This is a genomic window from Bacillus cereus group sp. N8 (assembly GCF_016483685.1).
In the GTDB taxonomy this organism is placed as follows: Bacteria; Bacillota; Bacilli; order Bacillales; family Bacillaceae_G; genus Bacillus_A; species Bacillus_A proteolyticus.
The window spans coordinates 12,745-28,192 of sequence record NZ_JAEHBK010000022.1 but is presented as its reverse complement, the minus strand read 5'-3'; the positions used below and the strand labels follow the sequence as shown (position 1 = coordinate 28,192).

Here is a 15,448-nt window from a genome sequence, read left to right as displayed (position 1 = left end):
AAATACCCAAGAACAAAAGCTTAGCTTTGTTCTTGGGTATTAAGTATTTTAGGAGTTAATATTAGAACGTATTGAAATACATCTATCATCACAATTTGATAGAGATTGTTTACTCTGAATTTTCGGCAAGTAAATAGTTACAGTTGTCCCGACGCCAACCTCACTCATTATACTTATTGTTCCTTGATGACTTTCAATAATTTTATAACTTAACATCAATCCAATACCGGTACCCTTTTCTTTCGTACTATAAAAAGGTTCACCTAATCTTTTAATTCTTTCTTCAGGTATTCCTATTCCTTCATCTATTACACTAATAATTACACCATTTTTATGTATTTCTTTTATATGGATTGAAATTTCCCCACCATCTAGCATTGCTTCAATTGAATTTTGCAAAATATTAATAAATACTTGTTTCAATTGATTTTCTGAGCATTCAATGATTATCTCTTTGGAATCTGTAAATAGTTCAACTTGAATATTTGTCATGATTGCTTTTGTATTAATTAGTGATACGACATTTTTAAAAATTTGATAAATATTTTTCTTTTCTGTATTTATTTCATCAGTTTTAGCAATCGACAAAAACTCTTGGAGGATTGCTTCTATTCTTTCTATTTCGGAAAGCATAAGGTCAAAATATTTTTCTTGATCTTCTTTATTAATTTGGAATAACTGTATAAATCCTTTAATTACAGTTAATGGGTTTCTCACTTCATGAGCTACACCGGCTGCTAATTGACCAATTGCCGCAAGTGTATCTGATTTATTTAGCAATTCTTCTGCCTTTTTCCGCTCTGTAATATCACGTACAATAATCATAATTTTATCTTGTAATAATGGTAAACATCTAGCTTCAAAGAAATCGATACTTCCATTAAGTGTTAGAGGATATTCTACAATTACATTCTTTCCTTCTTCTTTCAATTGGCGAATTGCTTCTTGAAATTGCTGCGCTACTGCAGATGGTAATATTTCGTAAAACTTCTTTCCCATAAAAGCTTCTGCGGGTACGTAAAATTTTGTAGGAGATCCTGCTTTATAATCTATAATTGTCCCATCATCTTCTGTTAAAAAACATAAATCTGGTAAAGCTTTAAAAATTAATTCTAATTCAGAAGTTTGTTGTATTAATTGCTCTTCTATCGCTTTTAAATGTGTAATATCTACACCAACAGCCCAGTAACTAAATCCTTTTACAGGAAACTGCTCTGATATATTGGACCACATTATCGTTTTGATTTCTCCATTTTTACATGTTAAACGCATTTCCCAATCTCTAAAATTTTTTCCGCAAGTCAAAAATTTATTTTGTATTTGATTGCGATAATTATGGTCAGGATACAGTAATCGAAGTGCGTCTGGATTCCCAATTATTTCTTCAGAAGTATAGCCTGTTACAATCTCACATTCTCGATTCCACAAAACAAAATCTCCATTGTAGTCAAGCGCATCAACCATAACGGGCATATTTTGTAAGATCGTATGTAATTCTTCCTCTTTTCGAGAAAGTAACGATGTATTTTGGGTTTGAAATACTTTTTTTCCCCCGTCTATAATGAGGTTAGAAAGCATTTCGAAATATTTTTTACAATGGAAGATTTCGCTTTTTTCGGACCATACAGCAAAAGACCCTAAATATTGATTGTATAAGAAAATGGGGATTTCAATTTTGGGAAGTTTACATACTTTCATTTCATTAATTCCAAATGAAAATATACATTCGTTTTCAGCATCAAGAAGTTGATGTGATATGTTGGTTAAATTATAAAATTGTTCTGCCATGGTTTCTATTGTACTCACATCAATAAGTTCCATTAGCCGCGCATTCATCCCTTTTTCACCTCTATATGTAAAATTTATACAAATTTAAAATTCATACTTCTCCATTATACGAAGAAAGTGTGCATAGGTATATAGCTGTAGAATAATTATTCAAACAAATTCTATTTTTCAATTAAAAACAGAAAATTATATACGTATGAAGTGAAACTTAAATCAATAAGTGTTATTTATCCCTCATACATTATTAGCCACACGAATCGTGATTATATAAACAGTGCGAATCTCACTTAACCTCCTTACGTCCACCAAGTTTTCATATGTGAGTCTTACGCGCCACTAGTAGCGGTATTAAAACACAATAAAAGTAAAGTTCATAAAATTTTCACAATTAATATGAAAATTATAAACATTTATTCCAATATATTCTATATAATGGAGTGTAATAAGGCTTCTATGAATATCATAGAATACCTTACCCCTAATAAAAAGAAAAAAAGAATCCTACTTGGATTCTTTTTTTCTTTTTATTACATTACAAATTTATATAAAGCATGTGCAACACCATGTTCTTCATTTGATAACGTCTCGTACTGACAAATTGCCTTTATTTCATCTACTGCGTTTCCCATCGCAATTGATACATTTGCTTTTTCCATCATTGAAACATCGTTAAGTCCATCACCTATTGCTACAGTATTTTCAACTGGAATATTAAGATGTTTTGCTAAAGTATATAATCCATTTCCTTTTTGAGCATCTCGATGATTAATCTCTAAATTATGCCAATATGAAGATGTAATTGCTAAATCGGTATTATGCAGAAACGTTTCTTTTAATTTTTTTAATTTCTCTATGTCATAAGAAAACGGTAAAAGTTTATGCACATGTATATCCATTTCTACAATTGGTTTACAACTTTTCGCACTATGAAACGCTGTATGCTCAAGGTATAAGGCTGCGATTGTTTCTAACTCTTTCAAGTCGAAATTTCCTTTTGAATTCTTCACATACTCAATTTCATTACGTACACTCTCTACTCCATAATCCGGTACATACACACCTTTATCAGTATAAAGTTGATAATACAAGCCATTCTCTTCAAGATATTCTACAATCTCAAGTGCTTGCATATTTTGAATCGGATATCTCTTCATCATTTTTTTATCTTTATATATAAGTGCACCATTTTCCGCAATAATCGGACACTCTAAATCAACTTCTAACAATAGTCGTTCAATATCCACCATAGAACGTCCTGTACAAATTGCTACAACATGGCCAGCTTCCTGACATTTTCGAATTGCTTCTGCATTTTCTTTACTAATCATTTTATTTCCCGAAAGAAGAGTTCCATCTAAATCAATTGCGATTAACCTCATTATTTCTTCACCACTTTCTATAAATACACGAGTTCTAATTAAATAAAAGGTATCGTTTTCATACGGTACTCGTGAGCTACTCCTTATTTATAATTTATGAAAAGCGTTTCAGGTCAAGAAATAATTATAAATAAAATCCAAAGCTTTGGATTTAAAAAAAGCTTTGGATTTTAAACTATGAATTATAACTAGTATATTTTGTCTCACACATGTACACATTTTTTTCTTCAGTTGGAGTATATACTTTAAATTTTTCTAAACACTTTCCGTAAATATGAATCGTGATAACGTTTTCATTTTCGCTAATTTCAAGAATATGACAATCAGCTGGTGGTATTACTTTATCCGTTTCTCCTTCTCCCAAATACAGATTTCCTGTATGTGTTAAATAAAACAATGAACTTCCAAGTTGCTTCGTTTGTATAAAATTCTGTACCATTATCCTTCCTGAATAAACACCTTCTACTCCCCATGTGCCATCATGATCATGTAAAGGTGTAGCCTGCCCATCTTTCCATACGAGAGCTAATACTTCAAAACGTTTGAACGGATCTTCATACAGTAAGTGACGTGCATATTGAGTCGAATTCGCATTCTGTTTATCTAACGGAAGCCATGTTTTCTTTTCTAAAAGTTCTTCTAGTAATTTTTCAATTTCACACACGATTTGTTCTTCCAATAAATCACCATCTATTAAATCAGTTACAGCTTTAATAAATGTTTGAAACGTTTTACTCCCATTGCACGTTAACATAAGCACCCTCCTCTACTCTTTTTCCACACACCTCCATACTATAAAACACATTAAAATTTTACAATTGAGAAATAAAAAACAAGGTACAATACAATGTACCTTGTTGAACGATTTATTGAGTTTTTAAGTGAATAGGTAAGTGTTTTAAGGTTTGTTCATTTTCCAATATACATTTTTCTAAATTGAAAGATGGAGCTAACTCTATTTTTTCAAAAGTATTTATAAAGGTACTTAATGCAATCTCAGCTTCTAAACGTGCAAGTGGTGCCCCTAAACAAAAGTGAGGCCCTTTACCAAAAGTTAAATGCTTTTCATTTCCTATTCGGTGTAAATTAAACTTAGAAGCTTGTGAGAATTTTTTCTCATCTAAATTTGCTGCACTAACCCACGCAACAATCATCTGATCCTTTTTCATTAAAGGTCCAAATATATTTGTATCTTCTGTAATCCTCCGAGCTAATGTAACAGGAAAGCGATAGCGTAATACTTCCTCAATCGCTTTTGCAACTAATTTAGGTTCTTCTCTTAATTCTTGATAAATTCCAGGTGAATCCACTAAAAAGCAATAAAAACTATTAATAATTAAATTTGTAGTCGTTTCATTACCAGCTGCTAATAAACCTAATGAAAAAGTTACAATTTCTTCATCAGTTAACCTTTCCTCTTCATACTCCGCTCGTATTAAATCTGAAATAATGTCATCCGTTAAGTGATATCGTTTTTCTTGGACAATCGGAAGAAGGTATGCTTTAAATTCATTTAACGCAATTCCTTTTTCCACATCCAAATCGTTAAATTTATCTTTACTATACGGCATAAATAAAATATCAGACCATGCTTTAATTTTTTTACGGTCAGTTGTTGGCACTCCTAATAAATCGGATATGACGGTAACAGGTAAAGGTGCAGCAAACTCTTCAACGATATTAACCTCACTATATTTTCCAATATGTTGTACAAGTTCATTTGCGATAGCCTGTATTCGGGGTTTCCATTGCTCTAAACTTCTTGGAGTAAATGCTTTAGAAACAATAGAACGTACATTGCGATGTTCTGGTGGATCAGTAGCGTTTATATTTATTCTAGTTTCTAAAGGAGGGATTGCGAATTGTCTTCGCTCCCTTCTACTTGAAAACAAGCGATAATCCGATAAAACTCGATTTACATCATCGTATAAAAAAACATTCCATACATCCTGCTCCTCATCATAATGAACCGGATGATTCTCCCTCATAAATTGATACCACTCATACGGATTCCACAATTCTTCTTTTGTTTTCAGCTTTGAAATTTCATGAACTAAAATCACATTTTCAGGCGAAGCCATAGTTCTTTCCTCCCTTTTCTTTTACAATAAAAGTGTTAGGTCGGTAGTTCAAAGTTGTATAATCTAACATATGTTATTTTAACATATGTTAAAGAAGATTTTTTATTGGAGAACTTGAGAAATATATAAGGGGGATTTTTATGTACGTTGATATTTTACTACTAGCTGAATTAACGACAGGACCAAAATACGGCTATGAAATAAAGAAAAATATTCAAAATCGGTTAGGTGAGAATTTCGAATTAAATCATAACACACTTTATCCCGCTCTTCGGCGCTTCGAAAATATGGGTGCTATAACGAAAAAAATACATAAACAAGTCGGAAAGCCAAACCGAAATATGTACGACATAACTGAAACAGGGGAAGAAATTTTTTATGAAATACTAAGAGAGTTTCCTGAAAAAATTGCGACAAACAATACTGAATTCCTTGTGCGTATCGCGCTCTTCGAAAAACTTGATTACGAGGCTAGAAAAGAAATTTTGACTACGCGCCAAAACGTGCTTCGAGAACAACTTACAGCCATCCAATCCCTTGACGTTGTCTCACCTTTTATTACAGAAGTTGTTGAATTTACTAAATCACGTATTGAACATGAATTACATTGGATTATATCTCTTATGAAGAAAATATAAAAAATAACAAGAAAAGTAAAAAATAATGAATGAAAATGAGATTTATTATCAATACTATAATTAATAAAAGGGCAACCTCGAGTTGGCTACCCTTCAAAAATTTATATTTCTGGATCGAAAGTTTTGCAATCTGTTTCTTCCGTTGTAGATGCATGTTTACCTTTATGACTTACTACATAAATTGCATCTGCACTACATTTATTACCGTTAGCCCAAAATTTACAGTTGTTTACTTCACATAAAACGTCTTGTGCCATAGTATCACACCTCCTTGTTCTATTATCATTAACAAAATTCGGAGGTATGATACTCTTTGCCATGCATTTTTTATTACCTTTTTAGCTTCTTAATAATTCTATATCTCCTCGTACAATAGCATCGATATTTTCTGTTATCTTCTCAATGTCAAAATGCCACCATTGTATTTGCAATAATTTTTCTATTATTGCATTTGAAAATCTCTCTTTTATTTTATTTGCAGGGTTTCCGCCAACAATTGTATATGGTGCGACGTCTCTAGTCACAACAGATTTAGCTGCAATTATTGCACCATCCCCTATTTTTATTCCGGGCATAATAGTTGTATCCATGCCAATCCAAACGTCATTTCCTATAACTGTATCTCCTTTATACGGTAATTCAGACAAGTTCGGTGTGAATTTCTCCCAGCCATTCCCAAAAATATTAAAAGGATATGCCGAAAATCCATCCATTCGATGATTCGCTCCGTTCATAATAAAGGTAACTCCAGATGCAATACAACAAAACTTTCCAATAACGAGACGATCCCCGATGAATTCATAATGATATAACACTCGATCTTCTAATGTTTCCCCATGTTTTGCATCATAATAAGAATAGTCACCAACAAGTATATTAGATTTCGTTATTGTATTTTTTATAAAATGAACGCTTTGATTTCCTTCAATTGGGTATTTAACATTTGGATTAGGATTCATGTTGCACAGCACTTCCTTTACCATTCATTTCACTTTCTACTGCTATTACTGGCTTTAAATTGTATATAGGTAAGATAAACAATAATCCAATAACAAATAGTAGAGCCGTCCCCTCATACATCGTACCTAATGAGAACATCTCCTTTAATGAACCAGCTATACTCATCGTTACTACCATTGAACCGGTGAATAGTGGACTTAAAATGCCATTTACTCTACCAATAAAATCTGTATCACTATTTTGTATAATAAGTGTATTTATCCCTATTTGAATACACGGTAGGGCTAAACCACTAAAAAGTTGTGCTGTAAGTGTCACCCATAAATTTGTAGAGTAGCCTATAATACCAATTCCAATTGCCTGACCGAGCATACCTACAATTAACATTTTTTGCGGGGCAACGTTTTTCGCAAACATCATCGCTAAAGCTCCGCCAACAATCATTCCCGCACCATTGACTGTTAATAACCATTGTAAGCTTTCTTTTGATAAACCTAATTGCTCTGTCACAATAAATATGCCTAGTGGCTGAATTAAACCTATACCTAGTCCTGCTGCCATAAAACAAAACCCTAGCAAAGTTAATGCTTTTTTCTTTTTTACATATTTAATACCATCCAGCATTTCCTGCATTAGTGTGATTTCTTTCTTCTCATTTTCATTCTCGAGATCTTTCGGAAGAAATAACAAAACAACTGCCGCAAGTAAAAATGCGATACCTGTTATGACGATTGAAATATAAATTCCAAAACTATGAAAAATAAATGTTCCGAGAATTGGTCCTAATACCATAAATATTGCAAATATCGTTTGATATATAGACATTGCTAATTGAATTTGTTCCGTCGATAAATGTTGTTTAAACAACTTCATTCCAGATGGTTGAGAAAACTGCGAAAGGATTGCAGAGATTAGCGTCACAAAAAACACGATTTTCCACGTTCCAAACATAAGAGTAATTAATACAGCGAATACTGAAATCGCACTTAACGTTTCACACCATATCATTGTCCTCTTCGGCCTCCACCTATCAGCAAAAGTTCCACCAATGAATGAAAAAATAAAAATTGGGGCGAATTCAGCAACTGAAATCATTGATATAGCGAAAGCATCACCTTTCGTCATTTCCATAACATACAATAATACCGCAAAGTTTCGAACCCATATTCCTATTTGTAAAAATAATGCTGATGCAAGAATTCCCTGTACAAACCGATTTTTTAAAACTTGTGATACCCCATGATTTTGTTTCGGTTCTATAGTCGTCGACATAAAAAAGCCTCCTATTTCATGTTCTGAACAGGAGGCAGCACAAATCATATAAAAAGACTATATATTCGCAGAGCGAAATACATCCCTTTTCTATACATGTACAGACTAATCCTATTCAGAAGAATATTTCGTTTTTTAACGAAGATCTCTTAAAAATAGAATTAGTTGATCATTGGGATGTTTTCACCCTTCCGTTTCGAATTTAAATAACACATACATACTCTATGTAAAACATTTTCAATGTATGCATGTCTCAATTTAACTATTCTAGAAAGTCAAAGGCAATTCCTCTAAAGAACGCATTAAATAATTGCCTTGCCATTTAATGTCTTCACGATCGCCTTTTATTTGTAGTTCAGGCATCCGCTTTAACAAAGTAGTAATAGCAATCTTTGCTTCCAACCTAGCAAGTGGTGCACCTAGGCAGAAATGACTACCATGCCCAAAGGCAATATGACGGTTATTTTCTCGTGTAATATCAAATACTTCTGGGTTTTCAAATACTGTTTCATCACGGTTTGCTGAAGCTAATGCGATAATAACCATATCTCCTTTTTGGATTGTTTGTTCGTGAATTTGAAACGGCTCAGCCGCCCATCTTGCAGTCGTAATCTCTACTGGAGAATAATATCGTAATCCTTCCTCAATAGCTGAATCAATTAGTTTTGGATTTTCTTTTAATAACTGTAATTGTTCTGGATTTTCAAGAAGTGCTAATACTGTATTTGTAATTAAATTCACAGTTGTCTCGTGTCCAGCTACGATAAGTAACATAATCATTGAATATAGCTCCGGAGCACTAAGTTTATGCCCTTCGCTTTCTGCAAGTATTAAAGCACTGACCAAATCTTCTTTTGGATTTTGTCGTTTTACATCAACTAAATATTGAAGATATGTAATAAATTCAGATAGTTTCTTTTCAATATCTTTTATTTCTTCAGGTGTTTCTGGCGATGCAATGACAGCATGCGACCAAATTCTAAATTTCGCTTGATCCTCTTTTGGAATTCCTAGCATCTCGCTTATTACAATAATCGGTAATGGGAATGAATAATCATCCACAAGATTTAATGTACCTTTTCGCTCTATCTCACTTATTAAATTATCCGCTATTCTCTGAATTCTTCCGTCTAATTGTGTAATCATCTTCGGTGTAAAAGCTTTTTGAACTAAAGATCGTAAACGACTGTGGTTAGGTGGATCTGAATTTAACATGTGCGTAGTTAAATGATCACTATTGTCAACGGAAAGATACATGTTCTTTGTATCTTGAGGAAACACATTTGCTAGATCTTTTTTTAAGCGATTATCTTTTAAAAGTGGCAGAGCATCTTCATATCTTGTAATAAGCCACTCCGCACCTAATTCATTTTTATTTACAAATAGGACAGGTTGCACTTTTCTTGATTCTTTATAAATTTCATAAGCATCTTCTTTAAAATGAGCTGAAGCTAAATTAATACCATCTTCTATTCTTAGTCCAACTTTATTTTTCATTGACATTGTATTCCCTCACTCTCATTTTTTTTTGAAAACCAGCCAACATTTGCATTATACTCTAATAAAAACGTGAAAATTGTAAATTTTTAATCAAAATCTTACTTCGTATATTGAAAAATAAAAAAGTGAGAAAGTATAATCTTTCTACTCTCTCACTCTTCTTTATGCAAAGCACATAAAATTACTAATTTGTTGATATCGGTAACTTACTTTACGACGTCGGCCACCTTGCCAAGTGTATCCTGAGACTCCGTTTCTTCTAACTTCTGTCGGAAAGAACCATAAGTCTCTTCCGAAAGGCCCAGGACGATGTAAACGTAAATATCCCCATCTTCCTAAGCAATTACACATCCATGATTTCATATTGCCAGCTTGTGCAGGAGAAGCAAATGTTGACGGTAAAGATGGAGCTTGTGATGGTGGTGGTGACGTTGGAGCATCTTCCGCATCATCTGGTCTGTAATCTTCTTGTTCAATATCTCTCGCTTCATTTACAGATTCATATCCGTAGTTTTGCGGATTATAATACATTCCTTGATCATATGGATAATTTTGTTGGTTATACATATTAACATATCACCTTCTTTTCATTCATTTCCATTAACATACATATGTTGTAGGCCAACTGTAGGAAGCTTATGTATAGCCCAAATTCAACTAAAAAAATAAAGCTTGTAGTTTTAAAACTACAAGCTTTTTCATAAACGGAATGTATTTTTTATTTACTCAACTTCACACTATAAAAACGCATTTCTTCTAGTGAACCTTTAAATTCAAATAAATCTTGATTAATTAATGCTTTCAATCGGTATTCTAAAAAGGTATCCCCTACAAGTTGTTCGACATGACCAAGCACTTCCCCAATTACTCTCGGAGCTTTAAGGAAGTCTTTATCAGCACCTATTCTTTTTGCGCATTCAATAATAAAAGGATCAAAATAGTCTTCTTTCACCGAATGTACTTCATTGTCTTTCCAAATTCTTAATAACTCTGTACTATTCGATAAACTATCCCATTCATGTTCAAACTTTTCTCTAGTCTCTTTAGTTAAATATGATAACTCTACAGAATTCCTTATGAAAGTAGCTAAACTTTCGGGCGGCAATTCACCCGTTCCACGTATATCATACTCTTGTTTTAATATTTCTCTGCTCGCTTCAGATGTATTAATTATACGAATATTTTTCTTATCTTTTAATTGAGCCATTACAAAACAAAGGCCTACATGTTCATGTGCGTTATTCGCCTTCCAGATGGTAATTGGTGTTTCATTTGGAATAGAATGTAGTTCTTCTAAAGTTTCCATAAAATTCATTAGATATTCTTCTTCAAAATAACCATCATAAGTAGTTAGATTGTTTAATAACCATTGCTGTCTTACTAGTTGCCCTTTATTCGTATGTAATTGGTGTATCGGTCCAATTGAAAAGAATTCAGAGAATGAAACAACACTCTCCTCAAATAGTTCTTCTTGACTTAACATATGTTTTAAACAACCACCTGTTGATTCATCGAAAGTGATATGAATATGTGTACTTTCTTTTACATTTCTTTTATAGGATATATCATTCGTCAGCTGCTTAGGTATACTCATCAAGTGTTTAATCGTATCTTCACTATAGTTCTCTTCTAATAAATCTAATTGTATAAGGAGACTTTGCAGTAAATGTTTTGCTTCATCCTCATACATTTCATCGACAACATTTTTAATTTTATCTATCATGTAAATCCCTCTATTCATTACTAAAATAACGTAAGTTATAGTGTATCATATATTTTCACTTGATTATTACTAATAAAAACGTAAGAGATAAAAAAAGACAAAGAGGAATATATAAAATAGTATCCATTCTAGCAAAGTGCGTATCTTTTTTCGTTTAAAGATACCCAAATAATGAAACTCACCAATTACTCTAATGAAAAATACAATCATACAAATCCAGGAACCCGTTTGAACTATTATATGAGGAACTGCAAAATGAACAACATTTGCTTGATGTAATAAAATTATTGCTGCCATACTTAATAGTAACACAATGAATAATGTCATTCCTCCACGAGGCAAAAATGCTTTTTTTCCAGATTTAGTTGGAATAACACTACTTGTCCTCCACTTACCTCCGAAGTCCCAATAAACATGTAAAAAGCTAACTAAGAATAATATACAAGCAGATATATAATAACAAGTATTTTTTCTCCCATTATTTTATTGAAGTCCCTATCTTAAAAAAATGCTTTAAATCCCTCATTAGCAACCTATATATAATTACATAAAAAAACCCTTAATGATTAATCGATTTTAAGATAAATCATTAAGAGGTTACTAAATTTCATTATGCATTATACCTACTTCTGCGGCGTTCCATCCTTGTTTGCCCTTGAACAGTGCCTTCATTGTATTGATCTATTTGCTCTGTCATTTCATATTTCGCAACTGGTTCTTCGTAATTATGCTCATGGACTCTTTCTGGTGCTTTATGTTTAGATGCTTTTCCGCGAAACTTAAATAATTTCATTTTAAGTTTCGGTAATCTTGGAAGGCGAATATTAAATGATAGCCTTTTACGTTTCTTTTTTTGTTTAAATAAATTAGTATTTTCTTTATTAGTGTCTTTCTCTTTACGGTGTAATAACATCGCAAGTAATCCACCTAATATAAGTCCTCCAACTAAAAGAAGAATATATAAATAATGGCTTGTCATTAAATTCATCATACGCTCAAGTATGACTAACGACTGTACTTCTTTTATATCCCATAGTAAAGCAGCCCATAACGAGAATAAGCCCAAAGTAAGTCCATATGTACGAAAACGGAATAAACACGGAATTAACGCGACACAAGCGGCAATTTTTGCGTTCGTAATTATTGAACTTGTTGATATATCCTGGTTCCATATGACTAACAGTAATGTTATAAATGGTGCATACGCTATCCAGCTACATATACGTGAATATACTTTTTTCGCAAAATAACTACCGAAACTAGTAAAAAATAATAGTCCTCCAATATATAAAGATTGTTCTAGAGGGATTTGCTTTATAATTCCTGCAATTGGAAAGAGGCCGCTTAGTAACATTAATAGCACATCTAATTTCTTCACAATTCCCCATTCCTTTCAAATTTCTTTTCACTAAATAAAAATCACTTTTCCAAATGATGTAGATTTTGTATTTCTAAAAAACATCTTAATCCTGTATGTGAATAAAGTAAATACGTAAAAGAAAAGATACATGACAAAGGATAGCATTATTTACATAGAAAAATGACAAATCCTGATCGCTATAACGAGCAGGATTTGTTTACTTTATTTAAAGTAGAATCACTGAATCTTTCTTTTCCATTTTTATTATATCTACATCTAATTCATCTTCAAACTCTTTAAACTCTCTTGCATCTATATCTGTGATGTAACTTTTTATCACTTTAACCATATGCATGGAATACGTCATATGGAGATTTTTTTCCAAGAGCATACTGGAATTACAGCACATGTAATGTATCATTTTAACGATATAATCCCTTTCTACAGATTTTACACCTAATGGTAGAATTTCAAGGATATATCGCTGCAATATTTCACTACAATTTAATGTGTATTCACCAGTGCTGTAATACATACCTTTTTGATCTGCATATAAACCTGTGCCATCCGTAACATTATCATGTTCTATCACATCGTAGCTTGGCACATCAAAAGCTGAATTTATTCTTATGACATTTATATTTGGAATCTTTTGCATAGCCGGAACAATCTCAGGTAAAATATCTATATCAATTTTTTCATTTTGTAACTCTTTTATCCAATATTTTCTCAAATCCGCATCTACAATGAAATAAACTTGTTCAGTTCGCTCTTTCGCATGTTGTAAAATTCCCATTAATGTTTCGGAAACAAATTGTTTAAAAAGAGCCCCCATATCATTTCTTTTTGATGGTTGTGGCAAAAATGCATTATGTTCATTTATATTTAATAATACGCAGTCAATCGTTTGCCACTCTGTATTCCCATATAATATATATGAAATTTCTCTGCCTTGTATTTTCGAAAAAATAGGTAGGAAATCAAATTTCGAGATTCTTTCAATTGATAAATTAACATATGTACAAGGTAAATGTATCTTATTCCAACTACGCTTCAAAAATCCTTTTTGTTCTAGTAAGCTTAGAATACTATTCACAATTGTTTCACGAGATACACTTTGGCCTATAAATAAATTAATAAAGGCTGAAATACGTTTTGTTCGTGCAAATCCTTCTCGGACGATTTGTTTTGGGTCAATTTTCTCTCGCCCATCACAATTTTCCATTGCGATTAACGCTAACGTTGCATCATTTCGCTCACCTGCAGTGGCATATACAGCTTTCATTACATCATCTACAAGATTTGTTTTATATTTCTGGCAATATTGCATTTTATATGGATTTTGCAACACTTTTTCTATATTAAATCTCACTACCTTTAGCAATACTGGAGAATCTGCATTTAATACATAAGATGCCTCACCAATCTTAGCTAAAACAATTTCACTTTCAATTAATGCTTGTTCTATTTCCATTAATATATTGTCGGACCAAACTTCTAACGTTAAAGTCTCTAACCCTTTTGGTGCAATTAAAGGAAATAATTCATTTTCATTATTTGTTACTACCTTTTTGCATTTTGGAAGTAATGTAAAATAAGAGAATTTCCGCTGAAATTCTTTAAATAAATACTCTCTATCCTTTACTTTTATACCAGATTTTATTTTAGTACCTTGAACTTTATATATTCTCTCATTATATGGAAGTAACACTGTTTTATTTGTCCCCATAATATAGTCTTTTGGATATTGAAGAATATGATCTAATTCAACTTCTCCACCTATATGAAAATCATCTTTTAAATTTCTAAATAACTTAATCCATTTTATACCGTTTGTCGCTTGCTGTACTTTTAGCTTTACAAACCGCAATTTTTTATTATTCAATGTAAACTCTGAGGTAGAAATTAATATCATGCCCCGTTTTCGTCTCAAAAGTAAAGGGATATCTGGATGGTTATATTCTGGATGGTTATATTCTTGATAGAACCTTCGAATTCCTACTGAAACATTTAATAATGGGATATTCCCTCCTGCGCGAGTTATGCATTCAAACCGATATACATAAGCGAAAAAATCTTGTGTTTTTTCATCTTTAATTGGTTCTGACATGGACTCACAAATATTTTGTGAACGTAGTGGGGAAAAATAGATTTCTTCTTCAATTTTATCGTTCATTTTTACAGGTTGTTCACAAAAAACATGCGAAATTAAAGCGGGGTTCCACTTAGAATACGTTTCATTATCATGTAATACTGGCAAATTAGAAATTAATTCGTTATGCCATTCATATTTGGGTGGTTCTAGTAATTGATTTGGTTTCCAATCATGAATAACCTTATACCAACTTTGGAAAATATAATCAAGCTGTTCTTGCCTAATCGGTTCTTTTGATATAATCCATGGTGTATTTTCATTTAATACATACGGATTATGCTGAATAAACAATATATCAGAAAACATATCATACAATCTTTCATTCAAGCGTTTCAACTTACTTGTTAATAAAAACGTCTTATAATGTATCTCTACAATATCCAGCCATTCAATAGGAAAATATATGAATGATACACTTTCGTTTAAAAGGGGTTCCACTATATTTTCAAATGTTAATAACCGTAATTTTTCCATGAAATGAGTACTTCCTTTCTTCATTTATCTTGATCATCAAAAACTAGAAAAACAATTACTTAATCTAATCAATTTAAACAAATTCCTTAAATTACATTTATCAATTTGGATAATACAA

At 32.0% G+C, this 15,448-nt stretch carries 13 protein-coding genes and 1 pseudogene; 1 reads left to right on the top strand and 13 read right to left on the bottom strand.

The window, feature by feature from the left end; genetic code table 11:
* Positions 1-48: 48 nt before the first annotated feature.
* The 4 genes from JDS80_RS23215 to JDS80_RS23200 form a co-directional block, all read right to left on the bottom strand.
* Positions 49-1,836, bottom strand: a complete 1,788-nt coding sequence (locus JDS80_RS23215) for a PAS domain-containing sensor histidine kinase (RefSeq protein WP_199640074.1) — start codon at positions 1,834-1,836, stop codon at positions 49-51.
* Positions 1,837-2,315: 479 nt separating this feature from the next.
* A complete protein-coding gene (locus JDS80_RS23210) occupies positions 2,316-3,167 on the bottom strand; it encodes a Cof-type HAD-IIB family hydrolase (protein ID WP_071746087.1) in 852 nt (283 codons plus the stop codon).
* Between the two features lie 175 nt (positions 3,168-3,342).
* A complete protein-coding gene (locus JDS80_RS23205) occupies positions 3,343-3,921 on the bottom strand; it encodes a cysteine dioxygenase family protein (RefSeq protein WP_071746088.1) in 579 nt (192 codons plus the stop codon).
* A gap of 112 nt (positions 3,922-4,033) precedes the next feature.
* Positions 4,034-5,248, bottom strand: coding sequence for a cytochrome P450 (locus tag JDS80_RS23200; protein ID WP_071746089.1), 1,215 nt, complete (start codon positions 5,246-5,248; stop codon positions 4,034-4,036).
* Positions 5,249-5,388: 140 nt separating this feature from the next.
* On the opposite strand from JDS80_RS23200, the gene JDS80_RS23195 reads away from it, so the two are divergent.
* Complete coding sequence (locus tag JDS80_RS23195) at positions 5,389-5,886, top strand: PadR family transcriptional regulator (RefSeq protein ID WP_071746090.1); 498 nt, start codon at positions 5,389-5,391, stop codon at positions 5,884-5,886.
* A gap of 101 nt (positions 5,887-5,987) precedes the next feature.
* On the opposite strand, the gene JDS80_RS23190 is transcribed toward JDS80_RS23195, so the two are convergent.
* The 9 genes and pseudogenes from JDS80_RS23190 to JDS80_RS23150 form a co-directional block, all read right to left on the bottom strand.
* A complete protein-coding gene (locus JDS80_RS23190; RefSeq protein WP_071746091.1) occupies positions 5,988-6,143 on the bottom strand; it encodes a DUF1540 domain-containing protein in 156 nt (51 codons plus the stop codon).
* 81 nt (positions 6,144-6,224) lie between these two features.
* Positions 6,225-6,845: a Vat family streptogramin A O-acetyltransferase gene (locus JDS80_RS23185; protein WP_071746092.1), complete on the bottom strand. Its 621-nt coding sequence runs from the start codon at positions 6,843-6,845 to the stop codon at positions 6,225-6,227.
* The gene (locus JDS80_RS23180) at positions 6,835-8,118 is read right to left on the bottom strand and encodes an MFS transporter (RefSeq protein WP_071746093.1); all 1,284 of its coding nucleotides are present in this window, start codon (positions 8,116-8,118) and stop codon (positions 6,835-6,837) included. The genes JDS80_RS23185 and JDS80_RS23180 overlap by 11 nt, the downstream gene beginning before the upstream one ends.
* A gap of 267 nt (positions 8,119-8,385) precedes the next feature.
* A complete protein-coding gene (locus JDS80_RS23175) occupies positions 8,386-9,621 on the bottom strand; it encodes a cytochrome P450 family protein (protein ID WP_071746094.1) in 1,236 nt (411 codons plus the stop codon).
* Positions 9,622-9,780: 159 nt separating this feature from the next.
* The gene (locus JDS80_RS23170; RefSeq protein WP_071746095.1) at positions 9,781-10,185 is read right to left on the bottom strand and encodes a hypothetical protein; all 405 of its coding nucleotides are present in this window, start codon (positions 10,183-10,185) and stop codon (positions 9,781-9,783) included.
* 151 nt (positions 10,186-10,336) lie between these two features.
* On the bottom strand, positions 10,337-11,341 hold the full coding sequence (locus tag JDS80_RS23165) for a DUF1835 domain-containing protein (RefSeq protein ID WP_071746096.1): 1,005 nt from the start codon (positions 11,339-11,341) through the stop codon (positions 10,337-10,339).
* Positions 11,342-11,396: 55 nt separating this feature from the next.
* Positions 11,397-11,794, bottom strand: a pseudogene (locus JDS80_RS23160) (DUF3995 domain-containing protein).
* Positions 11,795-11,951: 157 nt separating this feature from the next.
* The gene (locus tag JDS80_RS23155; protein ID WP_071746097.1) at positions 11,952-12,719 is read right to left on the bottom strand and encodes a DUF3959 family protein; all 768 of its coding nucleotides are present in this window, start codon (positions 12,717-12,719) and stop codon (positions 11,952-11,954) included.
* Positions 12,720-12,927: 208 nt separating this feature from the next.
* The gene (locus JDS80_RS23150) at positions 12,928-15,330 is read right to left on the bottom strand and encodes an RNaseH domain-containing protein (protein WP_199640073.1); all 2,403 of its coding nucleotides are present in this window, start codon (positions 15,328-15,330) and stop codon (positions 12,928-12,930) included.
* Between the last annotated feature and the right edge of the window lie 118 nt (positions 15,331-15,448).

What these genes read in the sequence shown, in the direction of transcription:
- JDS80_RS23215 (WP_199640074.1), bottom strand. Translation starts at nt 1,836, where the DNA reads ATGAATGCGCGGCTAATGGAACTTATTGATGTGAGTACAATAGAAACC.
- JDS80_RS23210 (WP_071746087.1), bottom strand. Translation starts at nt 3,167, where the DNA reads ATGAGGTTAATCGCAATTGATTTAGATGGAACTCTTCTTTCGGGAAAT.
- JDS80_RS23205 (WP_071746088.1), bottom strand. Translation starts at nt 3,921, where the DNA reads ATGTTAACGTGCAATGGGAGTAAAACGTTTCAAACATTTATTAAAGCT.
- JDS80_RS23200 (WP_071746089.1), bottom strand. Translation starts at nt 5,248, where the DNA reads ATGGCTTCGCCTGAAAATGTGATTTTAGTTCATGAAATTTCAAAGCTG.
- JDS80_RS23195 (WP_071746090.1), top strand. Translation starts at nt 5,389, where the DNA reads ATGTACGTTGATATTTTACTACTAGCTGAATTAACGACAGGACCAAAA.
- JDS80_RS23190 (WP_071746091.1), bottom strand. Translation starts at nt 6,143, where the DNA reads ATGGCACAAGACGTTTTATGTGAAGTAAACAACTGTAAATTTTGGGCT.
- JDS80_RS23185 (WP_071746092.1), bottom strand. Translation starts at nt 6,845, where the DNA reads ATGAATCCTAATCCAAATGTTAAATACCCAATTGAAGGAAATCAAAGC.
- JDS80_RS23180 (WP_071746093.1), bottom strand. Translation starts at nt 8,118, where the DNA reads ATGTCGACGACTATAGAACCGAAACAAAATCATGGGGTATCACAAGTT.
- JDS80_RS23175 (WP_071746094.1), bottom strand. Translation starts at nt 9,621, where the DNA reads ATGTCAATGAAAAATAAAGTTGGACTAAGAATAGAAGATGGTATTAAT.
- JDS80_RS23170 (WP_071746095.1), bottom strand. Translation starts at nt 10,185, where the DNA reads ATGTATAACCAACAAAATTATCCATATGATCAAGGAATGTATTATAAT.
- JDS80_RS23165 (WP_071746096.1), bottom strand. Translation starts at nt 11,341, where the DNA reads ATGATAGATAAAATTAAAAATGTTGTCGATGAAATGTATGAGGATGAA.
- JDS80_RS23150 (WP_199640073.1), bottom strand. Translation starts at nt 15,330, where the DNA reads ATGGAAAAATTACGGTTATTAACATTTGAAAATATAGTGGAACCCCTT.